The sequence below is a fragment of the Aphanothece sacrum FPU1 genome (assembly GCF_003864295.1).
In the GTDB taxonomy this organism is placed as follows: Bacteria; Cyanobacteriota; Cyanobacteriia; order Cyanobacteriales; family Microcystaceae; genus Aphanothece_B; species Aphanothece_B sacrum.
Window position 1 is genome coordinate 67,328 of the sequence record NZ_BDQK01000003.1, and the last position, 24,621, is coordinate 91,948.

Below are 24,621 nucleotides of genomic sequence, written 5' to 3' on the forward strand. Positions count from 1 at the left end.
TGATAAGTACCGAAGCAAAATTAATTGCACAGTCAAGGCGCGGGTTTTGATATAGTCGTAATGGTTGAGTAACAACGGTAAGGGCGGGTTTATTTAATTTTTTGGTGAGAATAATTGATTTATGTAAAAAACCCGCCCCTACAAAAACCCGCCCCTACAAATTTTGTGTACCTACTTAACTGAAATGACTGTATTTATTGATTAAAATCAGCAATAATTTTTTCTAATTCAGTAATTTTAGCTTGCAATGTGTCAACTTCTTCTTGGGAATAACGAACAGGGATATGTTGGGGACAATTCCAATTCCAAGCTTCAATATCAAAGACAATAACGCGTTCAATTTCGGTATCATCGTTATGATCTCTAACTTTTTCAATTAAAGCTTTATCTCCTTCAATATATCTGGCTTTGCCCCAAATTTTCAACCGTTGACGATGACGATAGTCCATTAAAAAGAGGAACGCTTTGTAATTTTCTGCAAGGTTGCCAACGGTGATATATTGAACATTACCTCTAAAATCAGGAAAACAAACAGTTTTTTCCGATAAAACCTTGAGAAATCCTGGGTTTCCTCCCCGAAACTGAATATAGGGATAACCATTAGAACTCACGGTTCCGAAATAAAAACCATCCAAATTAGCAATAAATTGGGCAATTTCTGGAGTGACTGTATCGTTATCGGGGCCGTGTTGTTCAAACTTAGCATAAATTTGTCGTGACCCTCGTTTTTCTTGTGCTTCCTTAACAGCAGGGGTAAAGGCAATTTCTGTGAATTTGCGAGGCATTTTAATTATCTCCTAATAAGTTGCCATTAATGAACTTTTGGTTATGGATCTGAGCTAAAATAATAGGTGAGAGTTGCTCCGTTTTAGGAAATAAAATCATGGATGAAAATACTAATCTGAAAAATATGTTATCCGTTCTATAAGTTTAATTATATATAGCGTTCGGTACAATCAAGAAAATCAAAAAAGATTGCCCGAACATCACTAAAAAAAGCCTTTTTACAGTCCTAACATGGGAACATAACCGGATAATTGCTTAACCCGTTCAATCCAGGCTAATACATTGGGATAGGGGGCTAAATCAATCTTACCATCAGCCGCTAAAGCCACATAGGGAAAAACGGCGATATCAGCAATGGTAGGACGTTCAAATTCTAACCATTGACGTTCTTTAAGATGATTATTGAGTTGAGTTAAAATAAATTCAGATTTTTGAGTTGCGCGCTCAATATTAATGGTCGTAGCGTTAAATAGATAGTATAATCTAGCGTTTTCTGGTCCTTGGCGTACTTCTCCTGCTGTGGTAGACAACCAACGCACAACTTGACTCAAGGAAACTGCATCCAAAGGAAGCCATTCTTCACCCCCATATTGACGAGCTATATAGACTAAAATGGCTTGAGCATCGCTAATAATCTGATTGTCGTCAATCAAAACAGGGACTTGACCAAAAGGATTAAGTTGCAGAAATTCGGGTGCTTTGTGCGCTCCTTGCATTAAATCCACTTTAATCCACTCAAAATCAAGCTTTAACAAGCATAACAAAAGTTTAACTTTGTAGCTATTACCAGATAGTTCGTGACCGTAAAGTTTAATCATGGGGGTTACTTCCTTTAGTTTAACTTGTGTACCCTTTATTGGGTACGGGATTACTATACCGAATATTTGGTTTAATGTCAAGGGGTTAAAAAAGATCAATGATCTTCTTTGACAAAGCTTTTGACAACTTGTTATAACAAGTATGAGGCTCGAATGACACCAAAGCCATTATTGAGGCTTTATGACTATGGCTGATGCTAGATTTGACGAAATTTCAATCCAATCATCCCTCAAGGTGACAAGAGACGAAACTGTTGATTCAGAACGAAACTTTGAGCGTTCCCCAAAAAGAGCAGTAGCTTATCTGTCTCCCCAACAAGTCTTTTCGAGTGAAGGATTGACGGAACTCAATCAACCATCCAATCTCAAAGGAATCCTGCAACTACTTGGACATTTAGCCGTCATGGTAGGTAGTGGATATATTTGGCTGAATCAGGACAATTTAGGGCTTAAGATTCCGGCCTTAATAATCTACGGATTTACGCTTGCGACCATGTTTGCCGCTTTACATGAATGCGTTCACCGCACTGCCTTTGCCAACAATCGTCTTAACGACATAGTGGCTTGGTTCGCAGGTTTACTATCCTTTTACAATAGCACGTTCTATCGTCGCTACCACAAATGGCATCACCGCTATACTCGTATTCGAGATAAAGACCCCGAACTTACTGATCTCACACCCACTAACCTGGGTGAATATCTTTGGGTAATAAGCGGCATTCCTTGGTGGATAGGTAAGGTGCAAACCCATTATCTTTGCGCTACAGGACAGATGGAAGATTTGCCCTATATTCAGGAAACCGCGAGAGGGGAAATTCAGCGTTCAGTACAGTTACAACTATTAACCTATTTGGGCGCGATCATCGTCTCAATATATTACCAACAACCTTGGTTTGTTTTGTTTTGGCTATTGCCTCTAGCTATGGGACAACCTTTATTAAGATTCATTTTATTGGCAGAACATACAGCTTGCACTTTTGATGCTAATCCTTTTGCCAATACTCGCACGACTTTGACAGCTATACCCCTAAGATTTTTGATGTGGAATATGCCCTTTCATGCTGAACATCATTTTTGTCCTTCGATTCCTTTTCATGCTTTAGGTAAAGCCCACCAAAAATTGCAGCCCCATCTGTGTTACGTTGAACGCGGCTATATCAATGTTAACTTAGGTGTTGTTAAGAATAATACCCACAAAGAAATTCGATAAACCCGCCTCTACCTTATTTATGATAGCCACAAAAAAGGTTTTCGTCGGGGCGGGTTTTTTGCTAAAATAAATGATACCCACAAAGAAATTAGATAAACCCGCCCCTACATTATTTATGATACCATTCCCATCTGCTTAAATAGCCTTAGAAAAAGATTGCAACTTACGAGTTTTAAGATAAGGATCAAAAACGGCTGCAATATTTCTGATAAGCCATCTTCCAGAATTAGTAACTTCTAATCGATCTGGAAATAAATGAATTAACCCATCGGCTTCTAGAGGACGTAAATCAATCAATTCTTGAGCAAAATATTCATCGAAATCTAGCTCAAAATTAAGATTATATTTTTCTTCAATTCGTTCTTTATAAAGCTGTGACTGACACATTAATTCCATAATAACAGCGCGACGGATAATATCATCTCGCGTTAAACTTACACCTTTATCAATGGGAATTTGTTCAGCATCAAGAGCATTATAATACCCTTTTAATGATTTATCATTTTGGACATAAACATCTTGTAACATACTAATAGATGTTACACCAAAAGCAAACAAATCAGATTCAGGTTTTGTGGTATATCCTTGAAAATTACGATGAAGTTTACCTTCTTTTTGAGCAATGGATAGTTCATCATTGGGTTTAGCAAAGTGATCCATGCCAATATATAAGTAATCGTTTCGATTGAATTCTTCAATGGTCATTTGCAACATTGCTAGTTTTTCTGACACATTAGGAAGTTCTTCCACAGGTAGATTTTTTTGCGCTGGTTTTATCCAAGGAATATAAGCAAAATTAAAGACAGCAATACGATCAGGATTCAATTCAATGGTCTTTTTGACTGTCTTTTCAAAGGTGTTCCGATTTTGATAAGGAAGTCCATAAATTAAGTCCACATTGACACTATCAAACCCTGCTTCCCAAATCCAACTCATCACATTAAAGAGCATTTCTTCAGGTTGAACTCGGTTGATGACTTCTTGAACTTTAGGATCAAAATCTTGGATACCAAAACTGATCCGATTAAACCCTAAACTTCTCAAGAAAAAAATATAATTTTTGTCGATATATCTGGGGTTTATTTCAATAGAAATTTCTGCGTTTTCCTCAATATTAAAATTGTTAACTAACGTAGTAAATAACTGATCAATTTGAGACTGGTTTAAATAATTAGGTGTTCCTCCACCCCAGTGAATTTGATTAACTGTGCGATCAGAAGAAATTAATTCAGCCGTCTGGTGAATATCTTTAGTTAAATAATCTAAATAAGGGGGAGCAACTTTTTTGTTTCTAGTTATAATAGTATTACAACCACAAAAATAACAAGCACTCTCACAAAAAGGAATATGACAATAAAGAGAAATAGGTGTTTTTTTATGGTTTCCTGCCGCTATTCCTGCCCGAAAATCTCTTTCTCCGAAATTTTCTTTTAATTCCGTTGCAGGCGGATAACTGGTATATCTAGGTAAAGATTTATCATATTTGTTCAATAAATCAGTGTCAAATATTACAGCAGGGGATTGGCAAATCATAAAAATAACAACCTGTGTCAATAGTGAAGGTGAGTAAACTGTCTCAATTCTAGATTAATGACAGGAAAAGATAGGGAGTCTATGGGAATAAGAGGAGAACCTTGACCCATTTTTTGATGCTTTGTTTGACTCCCTAAAAATAAACACAAACTTAAATTATGACTCGGCAGATACTAATTCAGTAGGCCGATGACCATGATGATGGTGATGATGTTCTGTGCTACCCGGAATCTCTTGACGAGTAATTAAGTCAAAAACATGATCCCCAATAGCAGCTTTAACATCAGCTTCTAATTCATGCACCACATCCCGATTAAGGTTAAAGGCATAATTAGCTTCAGCAACGATTTTTTGAGCGAGTTCTTCATCAACATCAATGGAGTTTAAACCATCCCGATAAACACCTTTAAAAGCCCGTCTATCTTCAGGACTTCCTAGTTCATTAAAGTCATAGAATTGTAGACCTTGGTTGGGAGGTAATTCTAATGCAGAACGAGCAATATTTTTTAAACTTTGGCCTCCTGATAAATCCCCCATATAACGAACATAAGAATGGGCTACTAATAAGGCAGGTTCAGTATTAGCAACATCGTGAATACGTGCAACATAAGTTTTGCCTGCTTCAGATGCTTTAATTTCATTACGCCAGTTTTCACCATAGTGGAATGCTAGGTCTTCTTCCAACTTTTTCTGACGGTTTAGTTGAGGAAAATATATCTTACTAACAACTCGATGATCATGATGACGAAGTATTTCTTCTTCTAAGGAACTATAGAGAAAATAAAAGTCTGCCAACAGTTTACGAAATGGTTCTTTTTCTACAATACCTTTAAGAAAACATTTGGTAAATGCCGTATTTTCTGCTAAGGTGTGAGAATGACTGGTTCCTTCTCGCAGTTGGGTCGCTAAATCATGACTCATATATCGATACCTCGTAGCTGGGGGACTTTTCCTAAAAGGCAAGGGAAACAACTAAATTTCTCTCTCGCTTTATTACTATACAGTTATACAAGAAAAGATTGTCAAGTCTTAATGAATTGTAACATTCCGCCTCAAATGTCTGGGCTTAATGATATTAAACCCCTCTATCCGTAGGGGTCAACGGCCGTTGAATCCTACCGTTAATTTTATCTAAAATGATGGGTTACGCTGCGCTAACCCATCCTACAAGTTTTATCTAATCAGCCTTTATGTAACAGTTTGCAAATACCCCTAGTCAAAAGGAGAAAATAATTGTATATTGTGATATAACCATGAAGTAATAAAGTTGATAAGCGTTATGGTAGCGACTCTCCCTAGATCCCAGGAACTCAAAACAGGAACAAAAGCACCTGCGAAGGAAACTCTCCTGACACCGCGTTTCTACACCACAGACTTTGAAACAGCGGCCAGTCTCTCTTTAGCGGAACAAGAGACAGAGTTACAAGCGATGTTAACGGAAATGCGGAATGACTATAACCGTCATCATTTTGTCCGTAATGATGATTTTAAAGGGTGTTGGGATCATTTAGATGAAACCACAAGAGAAGGGTTTATTGAATATTTAGAACGGTCTTGTATTTCCGAATTTTCTGGGTTTTTGTTATTTAAAGAATTATCTCGGAAACTCAAAGATCGTAACCCTATTTTATCAGAAATGTTTCATCTTATGGCTAGAGATGAAGCCCGTCATGCTGGTTTTTTAAACAAAGCGATGGCTGATTTTAATCTATCCTTAGATTTAGCCAAAGTGACCAAAACTCGTACCTATACATTTTTCCCTTTAGAGTGGGTCATTTACACGGTTTATCTCTCCGAAAAAATTGGTTATTGGCGTTATATTATTATCTTCCGTCACTTAGAAAAGCATCCAGAAAAAGAATTTTATCCTATTTTCAAGAAGTTTGAGAATTGGTGTCAAGACGAGAACCGTCATGGAGATATTTTCAACGCTTTATTACGTTCTCAACCGAAACTTTGGAACACTTGGCAATCTCGGTTATGGAGTCGTTTTTTCCTCTTATCTGTGTTTGCAACCCATACGTTAACGGTTCATGAAAGAGGAAGTTTTTATGAGTCTTTGGGTTTAAATCCTACTGAGTTTGATAAAGAAGTAATTCGCAAAACAAATGAAACTTCTGCCAGAGCATTTCCTAGTGTATTAGATGTAGATCATCCCGAATTTTATCCCCGTTTACAACGTTGTTCTGAGCGCAATCAAGAGATTAAAGCGATTCAAGAAAGTAACACAAATAAAGTCCTTAAAACCTTGCGTAAACTACCTTTAATTGCGGGTATTGTTGGGGATTTATTACGAATTTACTTAATTAAACCCATTGATGCTGAAGCATTACGAGGAACAGTTCGTTAAGTTAATTATGAGTAGTAGGTGGGCAATGCCCACCCTACGGTTTTTTATTCATGATCATCAAATAAAATTCCTAAATCTCGATACCCACTCACAACTCTAACGATTTCAATTTCTTCTTTGATTACCTGATATAAAATAATATAATTATCTAGAGGAATACCTCGTAAATTAGGCATAATTTCTGTATAACTTCGTCCCATATTCGGAAAATTCACTAGATTTCTACACTTATCAGCAAATCGACGAATAAAGCTTTCACCTGCTTCTAAACTTTGCAGAGCAAAATAATCAGAAATCTCATCTAAATCACGGATAGCTTCCTCAGAAATGCTATATTTAGCCATGTAATTTTTCCTGACGTAAACAAGCAAATTTCTGTTCTAATTGTGCTATAACAGTTTCTCCATCAACCTTTTCACCTCTTTCCAATTGATTTAAACCAATTGCAACTTTTTGACGAGTTTCATCAAGCCATTTTTCATAATCTTGATCTTCTTGTTCTAACAGCTTTAAAGCGTGATCAATTACTTGCTGAACATTAGTATATTTTCCTTGCTTAATCTGAGATTCAATGAATTCTTCTTGTTCTAAATTTAAGTGAATATTCATATATTAATAATGGTCAGGTTGAATAGAAGTATCTGAACTCTATTTTAACACAACTTTTTGGAGATATCTGTTTTTAGGGAGTCGTTAAACTGATTAAAATTAAAATGACGGAAATGGGGATAAATTTCGATTTGTAAACAATTAGCAGCCTGTTGACAAATATGGAGTTAGAATAAAGTTATTAGACCTGTAATAAAAAAATTAACTTTGTTTATAATTGACATCATGGACGCAATAAAAATAAAAAGTTTGATCAAAAGAACTGTATTGTTATATCCAGGAGAAGATGGTTATTTTATAGCAGAAGTTCCTAGCTTACCTGGTTGTATTAGTCAGGGAAAAACTCGCCAAAAAGCCCTAGAAAATATTCAAGAAGCGATTGAACTTTATATTGAATCACTAATACAAGATGGAGAGATTATTCCTGAAGATTGCTATGAAGTGATTAAGGTATAACAATGAGTTCATTACCTGTTATTTCTGGGAAAGAATGTGTCAAAGCATTCACTAAAATTGGGTTTGTTGTCAATTCTCAAAAAGGAAGTCATATTATTATAGTGAGACAAACGCCTAAAACTCGTCTTTCTGTTCCTAATCATAAAGAATTAGATAGAGGGACATTACGAACAATTATTCGCCAAGCAGGATTAACTGTTGATGAATTTATTGCTTTATTATAATTTATAAAAGTTCAAAATAAGCGGTTTAAATGCACAACAGCTTACTTAAGATTTTCTTTTTTCTTGAATTAAATGCCAAACCGAAGGCAACAAAGAAATCACAATAATTGCAACAATAATAGGCAGTAAATAATGATCTATTTTGTCTTCAGGAATGATGCGACCAAGAAATACGCCAAGGGAGGTAACTCCCACCGTCCAAAAAAATCCTCCTAGCAAATTATAGGTCAGGAAAGTTTTATAGTGCATAGCGGCCGTTCCTGCCACAATGGGAGCAAAAGTGCGAACAATAGGTATAAATCGCGCTAAAACAATAGTTTTTTTGCCATACTTTTCATAAAAAGCTTGGGTTTGCATCAAGTATTTTTTCTTAAAAAATCTAGAATCATCTCGGAGAAATAATTTACGTCCAAAGCGGAAACCTGTAGCATAGCCAACATTATCCCCTAAAACAGCACAGATAAACGCCCCAAAAATCAAGACAAAAACATTGAGGTATCCTAAAGAAGCAATAAAACCAGCCGTAAATAGTAAACTATCTCCAGGTAGAAAAAAGCCAATCATCAACCCCGACTCAGCAAAAATAATGGCCCAAACGCCAAAGTAACCTAACGATTTAATCAATTCCGGTAAATCTAAGTGCATATAAAGCTTTGATCACTAAATAGTGTCCTTAAAGGTTATCCTACTAATAGCACTGTTCATGCACGGGTCAAACGATGCAATTTTCCAAAATCCTGATTGCCAATCGCGGGGAGATCGCCTTACGAATTTTACATAGCTGTGAAGAATTAGGCATCGCCACAGTCGCCGTCCACTCTACTATAGACCGTCACGCCCTCCACGTTCAGTTGGCGGATGAGAGTGTGTGTATTGGCCCGCCAGCGAGTAGTAAAAGTTATCTCAATATTCCTAATATTATTGCGGCGGCCCTCACTCGTAATGTGAGCGCAATTCATCCAGGTTATGGTTTTTTGGCGGAAAATGCCCGATTTGCGGAAATTTGTGCTGATCACAAAATTACTTTTATTGGCCCTACTCCTGAAGCAATTCGTTTGATGGGAGATAAATCTACCGCTAAAAAAACAATGCAAAAAGCTGGAGTTCCCACCGTACCAGGGAGTTGGGGCATTATTGACAGTGACAAAGAAGGTCTAAGTATTGCCCGTGATATGGGTTATCCCGTGATTGTTAAAGCGACTGCAGGAGGTGGGGGACGAGGAATGCGTCTGGTACGAGAAGATAGCGAATTTACACGGTTGTTTTTGGCGGCCCAAGGGGAAGCAGAGGCAGCTTTTGGTAATGCAGGGGTTTATATCGAAAAATTTATCGAACGGCCCCGTCATATTGAGTTTCAAATATTAGCAGATAGTTACGGCCACGTGATTCATTTAGGAGAGAGAGATTGTTCGATACAACGTCGCCATCAAAAACTGCTTGAAGAAGCCCCTAGTCCCTTTTTAACCCCTGAATTACGCTTAAAAATGGGAGATGCTGCGGTTAAAGCGGCCCAGTGCATTGATTATGTGGGAGCAGGAACGGTAGAATTTTTAGTCGATAGTGAAGGAAATTTTTATTTTATGGAGATGAATACCCGGATTCAAGTAGAACATCCGGTGACGGAAATGATTACGGGATTGGATTTAATTACAGAACAAATTCATATTGCCCAGGGGGAAAGATTAACGTTACAACAAGATCAAGTACAACTTAAAGGCCATGCGATTGAATGTCGTATTAATGCTGAAGATCCTAATCTGAATTTTAGACCCCATCCTGGTAAAATTAGCGGTTATTTGCCCCCTGGTGGCCCTGGAGTTAGAATGGATTCTCATGTTTATACGGATTATGAAATTCCCCCTTATTATGATTCTTTGATTGGCAAATTAATTGTTTGGGGGCCTGATCGTCCTACTGCTATTAAACGCATGAAACGGGCTTTAAAAGAATGTGCTATTACGGGGATTCCAACAACAATTGAATTTCATAAAAGAGTGTTAGAAACTCCTGCTTTTTTAGCAGGTGATATCTACACTAATTTTGTGACAGAACATATGCTTAATAAATAGGCTACATTAAACAAAGTAGGTCGAAGGAAACGACACCAAAAACAGAGGTTTTGTTGGGTTTCACTATGGTTCAACCCAACCTACGTTTATTCAAAATACTTAAGTTTGCCTACCATAAAAATATTAATATGTCAAGTATTATTGTCCAAAATTTAAGTAAATGCTATCAAGTAGCGGTTAAGAAACCTGGACTTAAAGGAACATTAACCCATTTTTTCCATCGGAATTATCGAGAAATAAAAGCAGTTCAAAATATTTCTTTTAGGATTGAAAGTGGAGAAATGGTAGGATTTTTAGGTGCAAATGGGGCGGGAAAAACCACTACCTTAAAAATGTTAACAGGGTTAATTTATCCCTCAGAAGGAAGCATTACGGTGGCCGGTTATATTCCTTTTCGTCGTCAGACTCCATTTCTCACAAAAATGAGTTTAGTGATGGGACAAAAACAACAATTACTTTGGGATTTACCTGCTTTAGATTCTTTGAGAATTAATGGAGCAGTTTATCAAATTCCTGAGAAAATTTTTCAGAAAAGGCTAGAAGAATTAGCTCAAATGTTAGATATAAAAGATAAGTTAACTCAGCCTGTTCGTAAGCTTTCTTTAGGGGAAAGAATGAAAGCAGAGTTATTAGCTGCTCTTTTACATCATCCTCAAGTTTTATTTTTAGATGAACCCACATTAGGATTAGATGTAAATGCACAGGCAACTATTAGAACCTTTTTAAAAGAATATAATCAAAGGTATCAAGCGACTATTTTGTTAACCAGTCACTACATGGCGGATATTACCGCTTTATGTCAACGAGTTTTGCTAATTCATCAAGGAGAATTAATCTATGACGGCAGTTTAGAACAACTTGTAGAAAGATTTGCTCCTTATCGAGAAATCAAAGTAGAATTAGCCAATCCTTTATCTTCTCAAGAGTTAGCCCAATATGGAGAAATAGAAGTATTAGAAGGACCAGAGGTGCGGTTTTTAGTTCAACGAGACAAACTAACCACAACCCTCGCCAAAATTTTATCCCAATTAGACGTAATTGATCTTAATGTCACTGATCCACCCATAGAGGAGATTATTGGCCGTCTGTTTCAATCGGGAAATGTTAATGTTAATTAAAGTTTATTGCTAGTTCCCAATCTCCTGTACAATTAATCATGACATTTCTAGGGTCTCATAGCATTTCATGATTTCTAGTAACGATTTTCGGAGCGGTGTCACCATTGTTATAGATGGGTCTGTGTGGCGGGTCATCGAATTCTTGCACGTCAAACCAGGTAAAGGATCTGCGTTTGTCCGCACTAAATTAAAAAATGCCCAAACCGGAAGCGTAGTGGAACGTACCTTCCGTGCAGGGGAAACCGTCCCCCAAGCTACGTTAGAAAAACGTACTATGCAGCATACCTATAAAGAAGGTGAACAGTACGTCTTTATGGATATGGAAACTTTTGAAGAACGTACCCTATCTCCTGAAACAATGGGGGATGCGGTAAAGTACGTTAAACCAGAAATGAACGTAGACATCGTTTTCTGGAATGAGCAGGTATTAGAAGTTCAAATGCCTACTTCCGTTATCCTAGAAGTTACTGAAACAGATCCAGGACTTAAAGGAGATACTGCTACCGGGGGATCGAAACCCGCTATCGTAGAAACTGGGGCCCAAATTATGGTTCCTCTGTTTATTACCACTGGGGAAAAAATTAAAGTAGATACCCGCGATGGTTCTTATTTAGGACGAGAATAACCTCTTGGGGTTTAATTGTCATGAATCACGGTTTTTGCTCACATTATGGGATGGATAATTTGTGTCGATCAACTTCAATGAACTTCGAGAATTATTAGGGGCGATCGCTCAGACGGATATTGAGGAAGTCACCTTAAAAACGGATACTTTTGAATTAAAGATTCGTCGAGGGGGTAATGTGACTCCTTCTTTGCCTTCTATAGCGACACCAGCACCAGTGGTAGTCACGCCTACAACCCCTCCTCCCTCTGTGATAACCGCCACCCCTGTTGAACCCCCTACCCCTTCTCCAGTGGAGAAAAAATGGGTGGCTATTACTTCGCCGATGGTAGGTACATTTTATCGCGCTCCGGCACCTGATGAGGCTGCTTTTGTCGAAGTAGGCGATCGCATAGGTAATGGCCAAACGGTTTGTATTATTGAAGCGATGAAGTTAATGAATGAAATAGAGGCCGAAGTAACGGGCCAAATTATGGAAATTGTAGTCGCTAATGGGGAACCTGTCGAATATGGTCAGACCTTAATGTGGGCCAATCCTAGTTAGTTTAATATTGTTGGATTAGTATCATTAAAAATGAGGTTATTGCCTTGTTTAATGGTATCTTGTGGGTCAAGTATGTTGTTTGACGACCCAAGCCAGAGGTATAATCTGAGGATTGGGAGGCTTTGCTTTTATGCACTTAATTTCAGCAGGTAAACTCAAACAGGCAGCATCAAAATACCCCGAAGTGACTAAAATTGTCAAAGCCTTTTGCCAAACTATCAAAAAAGCTCAATGGAAAAACCTTATTGAACTGCAACAAGCTTATAAAGATGCTGAATCGGTAGGAAATTTCACTGTTTTGAATATTAAAGGGAATACATATCGTCTGATTCTCGATATTGATTATCAAGAACAAGTCGTCTATTTTAAATATTTTTTAACTCATGCAGAATATGATAAGGAGCAATGGAAGAATGACCCTTACTTTCAATAAAAAAAGTTACCTAAAACTTTTAGAGGAAACGAAGATTATTCCGAAGATAATTGAGACAGAGGCTGAATATCAGGACTACTTAACTGTTGCCGAAAACCTGATTTCCAAGAAAGATAACCGTACTCCAGAAGAAACAACCTTATTTCGCTTACTGGTCAAATTAATAGAAGACTATGAAGAACAATATTATTCGTTAGAAGATTGGAGCCACCTCCCACCCCATGAAATTTTACAACATCTTTTAGAATCTAGTGAGACTCAACAAGCACATTTAGTCGAAGTGATTGGTTCTGACCGTGAGTTGATTTCAGCCCTAGTTAATGGTCAACAAACAATTAGTGTTGAACAAGCAAAAAAATTAGGAGTATATTTTAAGGTTGCACCTAGTTTATTTATTGAGTCTTAGGAAAGTCTTGGTCGTATAAATTGTATTCAGTTAGTGGTTGATTTACTTTAGCAGAAGTCATAAGTCATATCAGGTTGACTATTTTATTTATTATATAATAGATAACAGGCAAGATGCCTGTGCCACTTTGATTTTGTTATAAAGTTGTTATAATTTAATTATTACCTACATCTGTATTCCTTTAATAATCATAATAGGAGTCAAGGAAAAATGGTTCAAATACTAACTAAAACTTATTCTTTTGAAGAATATCTCAACTATGATGATGGGACAGACAACAAGTATGAATTAGTTAATGGAGAGTTAAAACTTATTCCAACTGCTAGTGGTTTTCATGTTTTGATATTACATTTAATTTTTAATATTTTAGAGCAAGAAATTGACAAATTAAAACAGCAGTGGAAAGTTATGCCAGGAACAGTCGGTGTCAGAACTTCTAAGAATAAATCAAGAATTCCTGATTTAATTATTTTGTCGGAAAGTCAATGTCAAGATATTCGAGAAATGTCTACAGCAGTTTTAGAATCTCCTCCTATGTTAGCAGTGGAAATTGTTAGTCCAGGAAATTCAGATGATGACTATCGTTATAAGCGTTCTGAATATGCGGTTAGAGAAATACCTGAATATTGGATTATTGATCCAGAGGCAAAAAAAGTATCAGTATTATTGTTAGTTTCTGGGTTTTATGAAGTGACAGAATTTACAGAAGAACAAGATATTAAATCTTTGCTTTTTCCTGATTTAAAGTTAACTGTTAAACAAGTTTTTGATATATAATTTGTTTATCTTTATTGAGTAAAATTAAATAAAATTATATTTTTTTGTTTCCAATGTATGATAATGTTTGTAAATTTCTAGCAGAAAGATTTAGTAGTGACTTTGCTAACTGGTTACTAAATAAACCCATTGAACTCACAGAATTAAAACCCACAGAACTCTCATTAAATCCTATTAGAGCAGATTCTCTCATTTTTTTGCAATCAGAAGAAATTGTCCTGCATATTGAGTTTCAAACCTCACCGGATGAAGATATACCCTTTAGGATGACTGACTATCGTTTACGGGTGTATCGTCGTTATCCCAATAAGGAAATGTATCAGGTGGTAATTTATCTAAAACCCAGTAATTCAGAATTAGTGTATCAAAATACCTTTGAGTTAACTAATTTACGTCATCAATTCCAGATTATTCGTCTTTGGGAAGAACCGACAACTATTTTTATGGAAACTCCTGGTTTATTACCATTTGCTGTTCTCAGTCGTACCGATAACCCTACAGAAACATTAACTCAAATTGCCTCTATTATTGACGATATTCCTAACCGACAAAGACAAGGTGATATTAGTGCCTCCACTGCTATTCTATCTGGGTTAAAATTAGATCAAGAGAGTATTCAACGAATTCTTAGGAGTGATATCATGCGCGAATCAGTTATTTATCAAGAAATTTTCCATGAAGGTGAAATTCAAGGAGAAAAAAAAGGTGAAAAGAAAGGAGAACAAAAAGCAATTAGAAAAATAGCTTTAAATATGCTTCAAAATAACATGAATCTGGAGGATATTGTTAAGCTAACAGGACTAACCTTAGAACAAATTCAGCAAATTAGTTTATCTTTGAATAACCAAGAACAATCAAAGTAAAAATTAATCTTATGCACGAATCAGTTATCTATGAAAAAATTTTCCATGAAGGTGAAATCAAAGCTATCCGAAAAATAGCTTTAAATATGCTCAAAAATAACATGAATATGGAGGATATTGCTAAAGTAACAGGATTAACTTTAAAAGAAATTCAACAACTTAGTTTATCTTTGAATCAGGAGGATTAATTTATCTACTTGAGGTTTTATGAAAACTCTAATCACGTTAAAAATAGAGAAATTTGAAGAAAAAGGACAAGAGTATTTTGTGGCAACTACCGAACAAATACAAGGATTAGTTGCTGAAGGTAACACCATTGAGGAAGTCGTAGAAATTGCTTCAGATTTAGCTAAAATTTTAACCGACAATGATGATTATGGAACGAGATAAGGTACTTAATATCCTAAAAATAAATTACCAAATTATAGAAGATTATGGTATTAAATCTTTAGCAATTTTTGGATCAGTTGTTAGAAACGAGGCAACTGTTAATAGTGATGTTGATATTTTAGTAGAGTTTACGGAAAAAGTTACATTTGATCGCTATATGGATTTAAAATTTTATTTAGAAGATTGTTTAGGTACTAAAGTAGATTTAGTAACTCACAATATGCTAAAGTCTCCAATTCGTCAAACCGTTAAACAAGAAGCGATTTATGTCTCGTAGTATTCGGTTATATTTAGAGGATATTATTATTAGTGGTAATAAAGTTTTGCGTTATACTCAAGATATCAACTTTGAGGCATTTATGAATTATGCTCCCATATTCCCTTAAATTACCCCCTCAATTACAACAAGAAGCAGAAAAATATGCTACTGATCAAGGCATAACATTAGATAATCTAATTATTTGGGCAATTGCAGAAAAAATTGGCAGTTTAAAGCAAAAATTAGATGATCCTAATTTTCCAGATATTGTCTATTGTCGTAATATAGAAGGTGAAATGATTCCTAAATTACGAGGCACAAATATACAAGTAAAAACTTTAGTTATTGCTATACAAAATTGGAGATTAACACCTAAACAAGTTGCTGATGAATATGGAATAAATGAAGAACAAGTTATTAACATAATGGCATTTTATGAAAGTCATCGTCAAGAAATTGATGCTGTGATCGCTACTGATAAAATTATTGAATCTATCTATAATGACTAAGTTAAAGTTACATTTAGATGCTGACACTTCTATTAAAGCTTTACAGTTTACAAAAATTTGTGCTAGAATAACATAGTATGTTAGTCTAATAGCTAATTCATCGAGGAAACAAAAAATGGATACTAAAACCTATGATGATATATTTAGTGCAGCATTAGCCTTATCACCTAGTTCAAAAGTAATGTTAGCTGAACATTTACTGAAAAGTTTAGATAATGAAAATCAAGAAGAAATTGATAAAGCTTGGGTAGAAGAAGCAGAAAAAAGAATAGAAGAAATAGAAAAAGGTGAAATTCAAATGATCAGTAAAGAACAAGTATTTAAAGAACTTAATTTAAAAAGACAATCATGATTTTTGAATTTCATCCCAAAGCAAAGCAGGAATTAGAAGAAGCAGTTAGTTATTATGATAGTATTAGTCAAGTATTAGGAGGTCAGTTTATCTTAGAAATCCAACGAACTTTAGATCGTATTGAAAAATTTCCTCAAGCTTGGCCTCAACTATCAAAAAATACTCGGAGATGTCGAGTTGTTGCTTTTCCCTACGGTATTGTATATCAACTTAAAGAAAAAGAAATTTTTGTTATTGCTGTTATGAACCTTCACCGAAAACCTAACTATTGGACTGATAGGAAATAATAGTATTGTAGGTTGGGTTGAGGAACGAAACCCAACAAATAGGTATAAAATCGGATTTAACAGTGTTAAATCCCTACAAAATATCATAATTACTGTAGGGGCATAATACCATTATGCCCTGTGATTATTGTTAGGTTAATTTGACAAAAATCACAATCAGGGGAATGAGTTTTAACAGTGTTAAATACCTACAAATTATGATAATTACTGTAGGGGCATAATACCATTATGCCCTGTTCTTATTGTTAGATTAACTTGACACAATTATTGTTGTTTAGGTTTCTTAAGCCATTTGAAAGAATTACAAATCAACCGACGAAAATGGTAAAGATAAGCAGATGTAAACACCCAACTAATGGATAAGATGGTCACTTGCGTATCTGATAATTCTGAATTTTGATAAGACGATGAAAAAACATGAGGATCCAATGAAAAAAGTATAAGTACACCCATTAAGACAGCAAAAATTGAGACAAACCAACCCCAAATACCCTCGCCTAAACTTCGATAGTTTGGCATCCATGAGGGCAATTTAGGGTTAGGATTACTCCAAAGTAATTGATAAATATGGGCTAATAAAAACACTGGAAATAGTAGACCTAAAAAACACGCCCAAAGGATAATTGGCAAATTCAATAATATTTTGTCTTTAGAATTTCCTATCATTGCTAAAATTGCCACTCCACTAATGACTCCAATAATTCTTAATAAAAAAATAATTAAACAAAAAGATAATAAGAGAATTATAGTTTTAAGCCAACAATGAGGATAAGGAAACCAGACTGGATAGTAATTTTTATTGGTGGCTTTTTGCTTTTGACTGTTGGGTTTTGACTGTTGGTTATCAATGTTGGAATTCATTTTGATGATCATCATCCCTACGGAATGAACTAAAGTCTCATTTCTAGTATTCCCGTAGTCGTACTAAAACTAACAAGTCTAAAAAATAACTTCTGGAAAGCGATCACATCCCAACCCCCGACAGATTAACCAAGGATCAGGGATAATTGATAATAGAGTCCCAATATAACGGAGATTAAACCATGTCTGATGATGATTTAAAGAAATTGATTGAATCAAACGCCCGTGCAATTGAAGCATTAACTGACAATTTTGCCTCATTCCAAAAAGAATGGCAAAAAGACAGGGAGGAGTGGCAAAAAGATAGAAGGGGTATCTATCAGCTATTAGGACAATTAACCCGTTCTATGTCAGATTTTTATGAAGTACAATCAGATTTTTACCGACGCTTTGATCAGATAGATGAAAGACAAGCTAGGATGACTGAGATCCTCGATCGCTTATCCCCTCCCGAAAACAAGCAATAAATCAGTTCTCCTTACCTCATTACCCCATCACCCCCTCACCCCCTCACCTTCCGACACATTACCCAACAATCAGGGATAATTAATCAAGAAAATAGCAGTGGAGTAGACATTCGTGGAGTCCCAATATAACGCAGCAGCGATCGAACAAAAATGGCAAGAAGACTGGGTTAAACAAGGGTTAGACAAAACCCCAGAAAACAGCGATAAACCCAAATTTTACGCCTTATCCATGTTTCCCTACCCTTCAGGAAACCTACACATGGGTCATGTTCGCAACTATGTCATTACTGATGTTATCGCCCGTCTCAAGCGTCTGCAAGGGTATCGCGTCTTACATCCGATGGGTTGGGATGCGTTTGGACTTCCTGCCGAAAATGCTGCCATCGATCGCGGTATTCCCCCCGCAGAATGGACGTATAAAAATATTGCCCAAATGAAACAACAACTACAAACATTGGGACTGTCTATTGACTGGGATCGAGAAGTGGCCACCTGTTCCCCAGACTATTACAAATGGACACAATGGCTATTTTTACAATTTTATCAAGCAGGGTTAGCTTATCAAAAAGAAGCGGCTGTTAACTGGGACCCCATCGATCAAACCGTCTTAGCGAATGAACAAGTAGACAGTGAGGGTTATTCCTGGCGATCGGGTGCTAAAGTAGAACGGAAACTATTGCGTCAGTGGTTCTTTAAAATTACTGATTATGCAGAACAATTATTAAACGACCTCGATAAATTACCAGGATGGCCCGACCGTGTTAAATTAATGCAGGAAAACTGGATCGGTAAGTCTGTCGGTGCATATTTGGAATTTCCCATCAAAGGGAGTGAGGAGAAGATTGCCGTCTTTACCACCCGTCCTGATACGGTTTATGGCGTAACTTACGTCGTTTTAGCCCCAGAACATCCTTTAACCCCTAAAGTTACCACTGCTAAGCAACAAAAAGCAGTAGACGCATTCATCAAAGAAGTAGCAAGCGAAAGCGAAATAGAACGAACCGCAGAGGATAAACCTAAACGGGGTATCTTAACCGGAGGAACTGCCATAAATCCCTTTAATGGTCAAGAAATCCCCATTTTAATCGCTGATTATGTCCTTTATGAATATGGTACAGGTGCAGTGATGGGAGTTCCGGCCCATGATACCCGTGATTTTAAGTTTGCAAATAAGAACAAACTTACTATTAAAGTGGTTATTGTTCCTGAAGACAGCAAAGAAACCAACCCCAAATTAACCGAAGCGTATACAGAACCAGGAATTATGGTTAATTCCGGTAAATTTGATGGAATGAAGTCTACAGAGAGCAAAACCGCCATTATTGAGTATGCAGAAAAAGAGGGTTACGGTAAAGCTAGAATACAGTACCGTTTGCGAGATTGGTTGATTTCTCGTCAGCGTTATTGGGGTTGTCCCATTCCTGTGGTTCATTGTCCTAGTTGCGGTAGCATTGCGGTTCCTGATGCAGATTTACCCGTTAAATTGCCCGAAAATGTCGAATTTACGGGACGGGGGACTTCTCCTTTGGCAAAATTGGAAGATTGGATCAATGTTTCTTGTCCTAGTTGTGGGGAACCTGCAAAGCGTGAAACCGATACAATGGACACATTTATTGATTCATCTTGGTATTATTTAAGATATACGGATGCAGTCAATGATCAAGAAGCTTTTAAGTTAGAAAAAGCCAATGATTGGATGGGTGTAGATCAATATGTTGGTGGTATTGAACACGCTATTTTACACCTGTTATATTCCCGCTTTTTTACTAAAGTATTGCGAGACAGAGGTTTAGTAAATGTAGATGAACCTTTTAAACGTCTTTTGACACAGGGAATGGTACAAGCTTTAACTTACAAAAATCCGCAAACAGGTAAATATGTCCCCTTGGAAAATGTCGTCTATAAAGATGATAATTACCGTGATCGTGAAACAGGAGAAATTTTATCTTTCTTCTTTGAGAAGATGTCTAAATCTAAATATAATGGGGTCGATCCACAACAAGTTTTAGGCAAATATGGGGCAGATACAGCGCGAATGTTTATTTTATTTACTGCACCTCCTGAGAAAGATTTAGAATGGAATGATGCGGGAGTAGAAGGACAATTTCGCTTTTTAAATCGGGTATGGCGATTAGTAGTTGAATATGGAGAAAACAAACATCATAAAGTCAAGAAAAACCCTGAGTTAACTAAAGTTGAAAAAGACTTAAGATGGGCGATACATACTGCTATTAAAGAGATATCCGAAGACTTAGAAGGAGACTATCAATTTAATACCGCAGTTTCGGAGTTAATGAAGTTAAGTAATGCCCTAAATGATGCTAAATCTTTTGATTCTGCGGTCTATCAAGAAGGGATAGAAACCTTATTAATTTTATTGTCACCTTTTGCCCCTCATATTGCTGAGGAATTATGGCATAATTTGGGATATAAAAAGTCGATTCATTTAGCAAGTTGGCCACAGCTTGATCCTGATGCTTTGGTAGTAGATGAAATTACCTTAGTTATTCAAATTATGGGTAAGACAAGAGGAACTATTCAAGTATCAGCAAGTGCGACTAAAGATGAGTTAGAAAAGTTAGCCCGTGAGTCAGAAGTAGGTAAGCGTTATTTAGAGGATGCAGAGGTTAAAAAGGTGATTGTTGTCCCTGGAAAATTAGTTAATTTTGTCGTTGGTAAATAACTCCGTAGGGTGGGCAATGCCCACCTTTCGCTTTGAAGGTATATAATAAAATAGTCATTCGTGGGATAGTTCAATTCCCTAATGCCATGTCATTTGACTACAGACTATTAGGTAAAAAACTACGAGAAGCAAGAGAAAGCTTATTAATTGAGCCTTCTGAAGTTGCTGGTATCTTAAAAATCAGTAAAAATGAATATATAAAGTTAGAAAATGGAGAAAAACAAGCAACAGGCGATCAAATTTTAAGATTAGCTACATTATATCAAAGAGATTTTAGATATTTTATTACAGGAGATTATCCGTCAGCAGAGTCTCAAATTCAAGAACTTTTTCGCTTAAACTCATCTTTATCAAAAAATGATAGACTTGCTATTCAAGAATTTATTAGATTTTGTGAATATGAATACTTTTTGGAAGGTCTAATATCACAAAAAGTAAGTGAAGAATTACCAGATTATAGTAACATAATTCACCATAATTATTATCAACAGCAAGGTCAAGAAGGAGCTTATTTAGAAAGAAAAAGATTGCAGATTGGAAATTCTCCTATTACTGACATTTTTCAACTAATAAGACAACAAGGTGTTCATGTTTTTAAACGTAAATTAGAAGATCAAAATATTTCTGGTTTATATATTAAACATCCTGAAGCTGGACACTGTATTTTAATTAATTACATCGATGATTTATATCGTCAAAATTTTTCCGCTGCTCATGAATATTGTCATGCTTTATTTGATTCTTCATTAGAACAAGAAATGACTTATTTCAAAACGAACAATAATAATCATAAAGAAAGAGAATGGAGAGCAAATAGTTTTGCTGGTTATTTTTTAGTTCCAGAAAAAGCTATACATAAATACTATAGACTTCAAAATAATTATGGAGAATGGCTTACTTTAATTAAACAAATGTGTTCAGATTTTTCAGTCAGTTCAAAAGTTGTTATTATCAGACTGCATGATATCAAATGGATTGATGCAGAACTCAAACATAGGTTATATAATGATCAAAGATTAATTATTAAAAAAACAGATAAATTTGATCCAGAAATTTCTGATGATTTATCTATAGGTTCAAAAGAAAGAATTATGAAACTTATTCATAAAGGATTATCTTGGTATTTTATTGAACTAGCAACTGAAGCTTATCGTAAAAATGACATAACCTATCAGAAACTCTTAGAAATGCTCAATTTACCAATAGAAGAAGGAAATGAATTACTAAGTGATTTAAGAGTATTTATGGAGGCGACTAAGTAGTGGATAAATTGGTCGTTATTGATTCTTGTGCGATTATTCATTTTATGTATGCTGAATGTTGGAATCTACTCAAACAATTAAAATATTCCGTAATAACTACTGATTCCATACAAGAAGAATTTGAATTAGGACTTAATAAAGGACACGAAAATAGTTATAATTTTTTTATGTCACTCATAGATAGCAAAGACATTATACTTTATCCTTTAGAAATTAATGATTTAATTATCATGGCAAATATTCCAGAATCTAGAAAAGCTAGTAAAGGAGAATTATCTTGTTTTGCTATAGCTTATCGTCTAGGATGTAAAGTGATGACCGATGATGCAAAAGCAGTAAAATATGTTAAAAGACATTTAACAATAGAATCTGATAAAATTATTAGTATTATAGATATTGCTTTAGAAGCTTACATAAACTATCTAATTACGGATCAAGATTTAATAAATATACAAACAAAACTCGAAAGAAATAACTATAAACTAAAAATAGATTTAATTAGCGAAGGTCCAAGACGAAGATTATTGAATGGAAACTTTAATACATAATTCATAACATTTTTTCTTCTCTAGTATAAATATTTTCTCTATTAATCGCTTCATCTGATAAAGGTTATTCACATAAACAGAACGATTAATAAACTTATTTAACTTTTCTTCCCAAGCTTCATATTCTAAAGCTTCTGATTTATAATTATCTTTATTATAGTATAGGATCTCCTAATTATTTATCCGTTAATAAAGAAAAATTATGAATACTGACATTGCTTTATGGAAAGTTCTGATTAATATGCCAGAATCTCTTAAAACTGAACTTTTACACTATGCTGAATATTTACTATAAAAGTACCCAAATATTAAAAAACCAAGTGAAGAAATAGAAAATGATCATGGTTATAGTAGTTGGAAAGGACAAATTATTATGTCTGATGATTTTGATGAACCATTAGAAGATTTACAGGAATATATGTAACATGAAATTTCTTCTAGATACTCATACCTTTCTTTGGTATTTACTTGGTGATTCTCAGCTAAGTATGGTAATATTTATGCAGAATTAAGAAGTTGGTCACGTCAAAAAAGATTAGGTAAAGCATTTATTACCCCAGGAATTATCTTTTCTGAAACCGATGCAGTGATTCCTGATGTAATTTGGGTTAGTAATGAAAAGCTTACTAAATTTACAGATAATTCCGGTCATCTTACAGTGGCCCCAGAATTAATAATAGAAGTTTTATCAACTTCTGAAAAAGATATCAAAAGAGATCGCCAAACTAAGTTAAAATTGTATTCAATTCAAGGAGTTTATGAATATTGGATTATTGACCGTCAGCAACAATTAATAGAAGTTTATCGCCGTGATCAGGGAATTTTAATAAAAGTGATGACTTTGTATGGTTCAGACCAATTAACTAGCCCCTTATTACCCGATTTTAACTGTCAGATTGTAGACTTATTTTAGATTATAATTTCGCGCAAAGACGCAAAGAGGGAGCAAAGATGTTACGAGATTTAACAATTAAAAATTATCGCTGTTTTGAAGATTTTTCTGTTAATGGTTTAGCACAAGTTAATTTAATTGTTGGTAATAATAACAATGGTAAAACTACTTTTTTAGAAGCGATTTATCTTTTAACTAATCAACAAACAAGCAAAAATATAGAACAAGCTTTTGCTGATATTTTTCAAAGTAGAAATGAATTTATTAACGTTATTGAAGAAGAGACTGTTAATAGTGGTATATTTGTCAAGAAGAAAAGTTTATCCATTAATTACTTAACAGATTATTTATTTTATAATTTTGATCGGAATAATCAAATTTCTATTTACAGTAAAGAAGAAAATCCAAAGGTAGTTAATATTGTTTCAAATAATGGTAGTTTTTATTTTTATTTGATTTATAATAAACAAGAAAACACAGATATTTACGGTGAATTTATTGGCATTTTTAATAATAAAACTGGAGAAGTTAAGTTTAGACCTCTTGCCCTCGAACTTGATGAAAATCCTGAGTTGTCAAACTACCTAGAATCATCTTTAATTAAAAGAGATTTACCAATAAAAAATGATAACAAATCTCAATCAGTCAGTCTTTCTCAATTAGTTTCAACTAGACAAAAAAGCCATGAAGAAGTAGCAAAATTATGGGATCAAATCAGCATGACTCTGAAAGAAAAAAGAATAATAGAAGCATTAAATATAATTCATCCTGACATAGAACGTATAGGATTTACTGTTAGTCAAGGAATTAATCAAATTCGCTTAAAACTTAAAGATCAAGATCAGTTAATTCCTTTGGGTAGTTTAGGAGAAGGAATCAATAAAATACTGACCTTAGCAATGTTTACTGTTACTTCAGAAAATGGAGTATTATTAATCGATGAAATCGAAACAGGATTACATTATGAAGCACAAATTGATATGTGGCGTTTACTGATACAAACTGCCCAAGAATTAAATGTACAAATCTTTGCTACTACCCATAGTTGGGACTGTATTTCTGCTTTCCAAGAAGCATTACAAGACATAGAAGATAAATCAGTTGGTAAACTGTTTAGACTTGATAATAAATACGGTAAAATCAGGGCTGTAGAATATAAAGCTGATGAGATTTCTATTGCTGTTCGTCAAGGTATTGAGGTACGTTAATGACAAGAAAAAAGACACCCTCTCAACCTGAACCGCAACAACTTTTAGTAGAAGGAGAAAACGATAGACACGTTATTTAGGC

At 35.1% G+C, this 24,621-nt stretch carries 33 protein-coding genes and 1 pseudogene; 26 read left to right on the plus strand and 8 right to left on the minus strand.

Annotated elements, in window-relative coordinates:
* Window positions 1–194: 194 nt before the first annotated feature.
* A complete protein-coding gene (locus AsFPU1_RS04800) occupies window positions 195–785 on the minus strand; it encodes a pyridoxamine 5'-phosphate oxidase family protein (RefSeq protein ID WP_124976886.1) in 591 nt (196 codons plus the stop codon).
* Window positions 786–1,004: 219 nt separating this feature from the next.
* Window positions 1,005–1,604, minus strand: coding sequence for a glutathione S-transferase family protein (locus tag AsFPU1_RS04805; RefSeq protein ID WP_124976884.1), 600 nt, complete (start codon window positions 1,602–1,604; stop codon window positions 1,005–1,007).
* A gap of 187 nt (window positions 1,605–1,791) precedes the next feature.
* Here AsFPU1_RS04805 and AsFPU1_RS04810 point away from each other — a divergent pair, with 187 nt between their 5' ends.
* On the plus strand, window positions 1,792–2,814 hold the full coding sequence (locus AsFPU1_RS04810) for a fatty acid desaturase family protein (RefSeq protein ID WP_124976882.1): 1,023 nt from the start codon (window positions 1,792–1,794) through the stop codon (window positions 2,812–2,814).
* A gap of 135 nt (window positions 2,815–2,949) precedes the next feature.
* Here the strand turns inward: AsFPU1_RS04810 and hemN are convergent, their stop codons facing one another.
* A complete protein-coding gene (gene hemN, locus AsFPU1_RS04815; protein WP_124976880.1) occupies window positions 2,950–4,347 on the minus strand; it encodes an oxygen-independent coproporphyrinogen III oxidase in 1,398 nt (465 codons plus the stop codon).
* Between the two features lie 156 nt (window positions 4,348–4,503).
* Window positions 4,504–5,268: a biliverdin-producing heme oxygenase gene (locus AsFPU1_RS04820; protein ID WP_124976878.1), complete on the minus strand. Its 765-nt coding sequence runs from the start codon at window positions 5,266–5,268 to the stop codon at window positions 4,504–4,506.
* A 358-nt stretch (window positions 5,269–5,626) separates the two neighbouring features.
* Between AsFPU1_RS04820 and acsF the strand changes: the two genes are divergently transcribed.
* Window positions 5,627–6,697: a magnesium-protoporphyrin IX monomethyl ester (oxidative) cyclase gene (acsF, locus tag AsFPU1_RS04825; protein WP_124976876.1), complete on the plus strand. Its 1,071-nt coding sequence runs from the start codon at window positions 5,627–5,629 to the stop codon at window positions 6,695–6,697.
* A 44-nt stretch (window positions 6,698–6,741) separates the two neighbouring features.
* Here the strand turns inward: acsF and AsFPU1_RS04830 are convergent, their stop codons facing one another.
* Together AsFPU1_RS04830 and AsFPU1_RS04835 are read right to left on the minus strand one after the other, a co-directional pair.
* Complete coding sequence (locus AsFPU1_RS04830) at window positions 6,742–7,041, minus strand: type II toxin-antitoxin system RelE/ParE family toxin (protein ID WP_124976874.1); 300 nt, start codon at window positions 7,039–7,041, stop codon at window positions 6,742–6,744.
* Window positions 7,034–7,306: a ribbon-helix-helix domain-containing protein gene (locus tag AsFPU1_RS04835; protein WP_124976872.1), complete on the minus strand. Its 273-nt coding sequence runs from the start codon at window positions 7,304–7,306 to the stop codon at window positions 7,034–7,036. The genes AsFPU1_RS04830 and AsFPU1_RS04835 overlap by 8 nt, the downstream gene beginning before the upstream one ends.
* Before the next feature lie 225 nt (window positions 7,307–7,531).
* Here AsFPU1_RS04835 and AsFPU1_RS04840 point away from each other — a divergent pair, with 225 nt between their 5' ends.
* Window positions 7,532–7,762, plus strand: coding sequence for a type II toxin-antitoxin system HicB family antitoxin (locus tag AsFPU1_RS04840; RefSeq protein WP_124976870.1), 231 nt, complete (start codon window positions 7,532–7,534; stop codon window positions 7,760–7,762).
* 2 nt (window positions 7,763–7,764) lie between these two features.
* Window positions 7,765–7,986 (plus strand): type II toxin-antitoxin system HicA family toxin, encoded by a 222-nt coding sequence (locus AsFPU1_RS04845; RefSeq protein WP_124976868.1) that lies wholly within the window; start codon window positions 7,765–7,767, stop codon window positions 7,984–7,986.
* Between the two features lie 45 nt (window positions 7,987–8,031).
* Here AsFPU1_RS04845 and AsFPU1_RS04850 read toward each other — a convergent pair whose 3' ends face one another.
* The gene (locus AsFPU1_RS04850; protein WP_124976866.1) at window positions 8,032–8,631 is read right to left on the minus strand and encodes a DedA family protein; all 600 of its coding nucleotides are present in this window, start codon (window positions 8,629–8,631) and stop codon (window positions 8,032–8,034) included.
* Window positions 8,632–8,705: 74 nt separating this feature from the next.
* On the opposite strand from AsFPU1_RS04850, the gene accC reads away from it, so the two are divergent.
* The 14 genes from accC to AsFPU1_RS04915 all read left to right on the plus strand — a co-directional run bounded on the left by accC (window position 8,706) and on the right by AsFPU1_RS04915 (window position 16,618).
* A complete protein-coding gene (gene accC, locus AsFPU1_RS04855) occupies window positions 8,706–10,055 on the plus strand; it encodes an acetyl-CoA carboxylase biotin carboxylase subunit (protein ID WP_124976864.1) in 1,350 nt (449 codons plus the stop codon).
* Between the two features lie 128 nt (window positions 10,056–10,183).
* Window positions 10,184–11,173 (plus strand): ABC transporter ATP-binding protein, encoded by a 990-nt coding sequence (locus AsFPU1_RS04860; RefSeq protein WP_124976862.1) that lies wholly within the window; start codon window positions 10,184–10,186, stop codon window positions 11,171–11,173.
* Window positions 11,174–11,240: 67 nt separating this feature from the next.
* On the plus strand, window positions 11,241–11,798 hold the full coding sequence (efp, locus tag AsFPU1_RS04865) for an elongation factor P (RefSeq protein WP_124976860.1): 558 nt from the start codon (window positions 11,241–11,243) through the stop codon (window positions 11,796–11,798).
* Between the two features lie 61 nt (window positions 11,799–11,859).
* Window positions 11,860–12,342, plus strand: coding sequence for an acetyl-CoA carboxylase biotin carboxyl carrier protein (accB, locus tag AsFPU1_RS04870; RefSeq protein WP_124976858.1), 483 nt, complete (start codon window positions 11,860–11,862; stop codon window positions 12,340–12,342).
* Window positions 12,343–12,472: 130 nt separating this feature from the next.
* Complete coding sequence (locus tag AsFPU1_RS04875; protein ID WP_124976856.1) at window positions 12,473–12,775, plus strand: type II toxin-antitoxin system HigB family toxin; 303 nt, start codon at window positions 12,473–12,475, stop codon at window positions 12,773–12,775.
* Entirely contained in the window at window positions 12,756–13,181 is a 426-nt protein-coding gene (locus AsFPU1_RS04880) for a helix-turn-helix domain-containing protein (protein ID WP_124976854.1), read from the plus strand. Before AsFPU1_RS04875 ends, AsFPU1_RS04880 begins: the two co-directional genes overlap by 20 nt.
* Window positions 13,182–13,391: 210 nt before the next feature.
* The gene (locus AsFPU1_RS04885; protein WP_124976852.1) at window positions 13,392–13,958 is read left to right on the plus strand and encodes a Uma2 family endonuclease; all 567 of its coding nucleotides are present in this window, start codon (window positions 13,392–13,394) and stop codon (window positions 13,956–13,958) included.
* Window positions 13,959–14,011: 53 nt separating this feature from the next.
* A complete protein-coding gene (locus AsFPU1_RS04890) occupies window positions 14,012–14,821 on the plus strand; it encodes an Rpn family recombination-promoting nuclease/putative transposase (RefSeq protein ID WP_124976850.1) in 810 nt (269 codons plus the stop codon).
* A gap of 11 nt (window positions 14,822–14,832) precedes the next feature.
* Window positions 14,833–15,009, plus strand: coding sequence for an Rpn/YhgA-type helix-turn-helix domain-containing protein (locus AsFPU1_RS22475; protein WP_172957556.1), 177 nt, complete (start codon window positions 14,833–14,835; stop codon window positions 15,007–15,009).
* Between the two features lie 19 nt (window positions 15,010–15,028).
* Window positions 15,029–15,211 (plus strand): DUF1902 domain-containing protein, encoded by a 183-nt coding sequence (locus AsFPU1_RS04895; RefSeq protein WP_124976848.1) that lies wholly within the window; start codon window positions 15,029–15,031, stop codon window positions 15,209–15,211.
* Window positions 15,189–15,488 carry a nucleotidyltransferase family protein gene (locus AsFPU1_RS04900; RefSeq protein ID WP_369692076.1) on the plus strand — a complete coding sequence of 100 codons (300 nt, stop codon included), beginning with the start codon at window positions 15,189–15,191 and terminating at the stop codon, window positions 15,486–15,488. Before AsFPU1_RS04895 ends, AsFPU1_RS04900 begins: the two co-directional genes overlap by 23 nt.
* 89 nt (window positions 15,489–15,577) lie before the next feature.
* A complete protein-coding gene (locus AsFPU1_RS04905) occupies window positions 15,578–15,979 on the plus strand; it encodes a DUF433 domain-containing protein (protein WP_124976844.1) in 402 nt (133 codons plus the stop codon).
* A gap of 115 nt (window positions 15,980–16,094) precedes the next feature.
* Window positions 16,095–16,331, plus strand: coding sequence for an addiction module protein (locus tag AsFPU1_RS04910; RefSeq protein WP_124976841.1), 237 nt, complete (start codon window positions 16,095–16,097; stop codon window positions 16,329–16,331).
* Window positions 16,328–16,618 (plus strand): type II toxin-antitoxin system RelE/ParE family toxin, encoded by a 291-nt coding sequence (locus AsFPU1_RS04915; protein WP_124976839.1) that lies wholly within the window; start codon window positions 16,328–16,330, stop codon window positions 16,616–16,618. Before AsFPU1_RS04910 ends, AsFPU1_RS04915 begins: the two co-directional genes overlap by 4 nt.
* Window positions 16,619–16,882: 264 nt before the next feature.
* On the opposite strand, the gene AsFPU1_RS04920 is transcribed toward AsFPU1_RS04915, so the two are convergent.
* A complete protein-coding gene (locus tag AsFPU1_RS04920) occupies window positions 16,883–17,479 on the minus strand; it encodes a hypothetical protein (protein WP_227875707.1) in 597 nt (198 codons plus the stop codon).
* Between the two features lie 194 nt (window positions 17,480–17,673).
* On the opposite strand from AsFPU1_RS04920, the pseudogene AsFPU1_RS04925 reads away from it, so the two are divergent.
* The 8 genes and pseudogenes from AsFPU1_RS04925 to AsFPU1_RS04960 all read left to right on the plus strand — a co-directional run.
* Window positions 17,674–17,946 (plus strand): annotated as a pseudogene (locus AsFPU1_RS04925) (hypothetical protein); the annotation flags it as partial.
* Window positions 17,947–18,058: 112 nt separating this feature from the next.
* Window positions 18,059–20,629: a leucine--tRNA ligase gene (gene leuS, locus AsFPU1_RS04930; protein ID WP_125061055.1), complete on the plus strand. Its 2,571-nt coding sequence runs from the start codon at window positions 18,059–18,061 to the stop codon at window positions 20,627–20,629.
* A gap of 86 nt (window positions 20,630–20,715) precedes the next feature.
* Window positions 20,716–21,891: a helix-turn-helix domain-containing protein gene (locus AsFPU1_RS04935; protein WP_125061056.1), complete on the plus strand. Its 1,176-nt coding sequence runs from the start codon at window positions 20,716–20,718 to the stop codon at window positions 21,889–21,891.
* Window positions 21,891–22,439 (plus strand): PIN domain-containing protein, encoded by a 549-nt coding sequence (locus AsFPU1_RS04940; RefSeq protein WP_124978280.1) that lies wholly within the window; start codon window positions 21,891–21,893, stop codon window positions 22,437–22,439. Before AsFPU1_RS04935 ends, AsFPU1_RS04940 begins: the two co-directional genes overlap by 1 nt.
* 202 nt (window positions 22,440–22,641) lie before the next feature.
* The gene (locus tag AsFPU1_RS22955; protein WP_124978282.1) at window positions 22,642–22,734 is read left to right on the plus strand and encodes a DUF2281 domain-containing protein; all 93 of its coding nucleotides are present in this window, start codon (window positions 22,642–22,644) and stop codon (window positions 22,732–22,734) included.
* Window positions 22,735–22,767: 33 nt separating this feature from the next.
* Window positions 22,768–22,863 (plus strand): DUF2281 domain-containing protein, encoded by a 96-nt coding sequence (locus AsFPU1_RS23390; RefSeq protein WP_368665981.1) that lies wholly within the window; start codon window positions 22,768–22,770, stop codon window positions 22,861–22,863.
* Between the two features lie 72 nt (window positions 22,864–22,935).
* Window positions 22,936–23,352, plus strand: a complete 417-nt coding sequence (locus AsFPU1_RS04955; RefSeq protein WP_124978284.1) for a Uma2 family endonuclease — start codon at window positions 22,936–22,938, stop codon at window positions 23,350–23,352.
* A gap of 38 nt (window positions 23,353–23,390) precedes the next feature.
* Window positions 23,391–24,539: an AAA family ATPase gene (locus AsFPU1_RS04960; protein WP_124978286.1), complete on the plus strand. Its 1,149-nt coding sequence runs from the start codon at window positions 23,391–23,393 to the stop codon at window positions 24,537–24,539.
* The last annotated feature ends 82 nt before the right edge of the window (window positions 24,540–24,621 follow it).

Coding starts and splice junctions, on each gene's coding strand:
- AsFPU1_RS04800 (WP_124976886.1), bottom strand. CDS start 785: ATGCCTCGCAAATTCACAGAAATTGCCTTTACCCCTGCTGTTAAGGAA.
- AsFPU1_RS04920 (WP_227875707.1), bottom strand. CDS start 17,479: ATGAATTCCAACATTGATAACCAACAGTCAAAACCCAACAGTCAAAAG.
- AsFPU1_RS04895 (WP_124976848.1), top strand. CDS start 15,029: ATGAAAACTCTAATCACGTTAAAAATAGAGAAATTTGAAGAAAAAGGA.
- AsFPU1_RS04885 (WP_124976852.1), top strand. CDS start 13,392: ATGGTTCAAATACTAACTAAAACTTATTCTTTTGAAGAATATCTCAAC.
- AsFPU1_RS04840 (WP_124976870.1), top strand. CDS start 7,532: ATGGACGCAATAAAAATAAAAAGTTTGATCAAAAGAACTGTATTGTTA.
- AsFPU1_RS04830 (WP_124976874.1), bottom strand. CDS start 7,041: ATGGCTAAATATAGCATTTCTGAGGAAGCTATCCGTGATTTAGATGAG.
- acsF (WP_124976876.1), top strand. CDS start 5,627: ATGGTAGCGACTCTCCCTAGATCCCAGGAACTCAAAACAGGAACAAAA.
- AsFPU1_RS04910 (WP_124976841.1), top strand. CDS start 16,095: ATGGATACTAAAACCTATGATGATATATTTAGTGCAGCATTAGCCTTA.
- AsFPU1_RS04960 (WP_124978286.1), top strand. CDS start 23,391: ATGTTACGAGATTTAACAATTAAAAATTATCGCTGTTTTGAAGATTTT.
- AsFPU1_RS04835 (WP_124976872.1), bottom strand. CDS start 7,306: ATGAATATTCACTTAAATTTAGAACAAGAAGAATTCATTGAATCTCAG.
- accC (WP_124976864.1), top strand. CDS start 8,706: ATGCAATTTTCCAAAATCCTGATTGCCAATCGCGGGGAGATCGCCTTA.
- AsFPU1_RS04850 (WP_124976866.1), bottom strand. CDS start 8,631: ATGCACTTAGATTTACCGGAATTGATTAAATCGTTAGGTTACTTTGGC.
- AsFPU1_RS04890 (WP_124976850.1), top strand. CDS start 14,012: ATGTATGATAATGTTTGTAAATTTCTAGCAGAAAGATTTAGTAGTGAC.
- hemN (WP_124976880.1), bottom strand. CDS start 4,347: ATGATTTGCCAATCCCCTGCTGTAATATTTGACACTGATTTATTGAAC.
- efp (WP_124976860.1), top strand. CDS start 11,241: ATGATTTCTAGTAACGATTTTCGGAGCGGTGTCACCATTGTTATAGAT.
- AsFPU1_RS04880 (WP_124976854.1), top strand. CDS start 12,756: ATGACCCTTACTTTCAATAAAAAAAGTTACCTAAAACTTTTAGAGGAA.
- AsFPU1_RS22955 (WP_124978282.1), top strand. CDS start 22,642: ATGAATACTGACATTGCTTTATGGAAAGTTCTGATTAATATGCCAGAA.
- AsFPU1_RS04905 (WP_124976844.1), top strand. CDS start 15,578: ATGCTCCCATATTCCCTTAAATTACCCCCTCAATTACAACAAGAAGCA.
- AsFPU1_RS04915 (WP_124976839.1), top strand. CDS start 16,328: ATGATTTTTGAATTTCATCCCAAAGCAAAGCAGGAATTAGAAGAAGCA.
- AsFPU1_RS04820 (WP_124976878.1), bottom strand. CDS start 5,268: ATGAGTCATGATTTAGCGACCCAACTGCGAGAAGGAACCAGTCATTCT.
- AsFPU1_RS04805 (WP_124976884.1), bottom strand. CDS start 1,604: ATGATTAAACTTTACGGTCACGAACTATCTGGTAATAGCTACAAAGTT.
- AsFPU1_RS22475 (WP_172957556.1), top strand. CDS start 14,833: ATGCACGAATCAGTTATCTATGAAAAAATTTTCCATGAAGGTGAAATC.
- AsFPU1_RS04810 (WP_124976882.1), top strand. CDS start 1,792: ATGGCTGATGCTAGATTTGACGAAATTTCAATCCAATCATCCCTCAAG.
- AsFPU1_RS04860 (WP_124976862.1), top strand. CDS start 10,184: ATGTCAAGTATTATTGTCCAAAATTTAAGTAAATGCTATCAAGTAGCG.
- AsFPU1_RS04900 (WP_369692076.1), top strand. CDS start 15,189: ATGATGATTATGGAACGAGATAAGGTACTTAATATCCTAAAAATAAAT.
- AsFPU1_RS04845 (WP_124976868.1), top strand. CDS start 7,765: ATGAGTTCATTACCTGTTATTTCTGGGAAAGAATGTGTCAAAGCATTC.
- AsFPU1_RS04875 (WP_124976856.1), top strand. CDS start 12,473: ATGCACTTAATTTCAGCAGGTAAACTCAAACAGGCAGCATCAAAATAC.
- AsFPU1_RS04935 (WP_125061056.1), top strand. CDS start 20,716: ATGTCATTTGACTACAGACTATTAGGTAAAAAACTACGAGAAGCAAGA.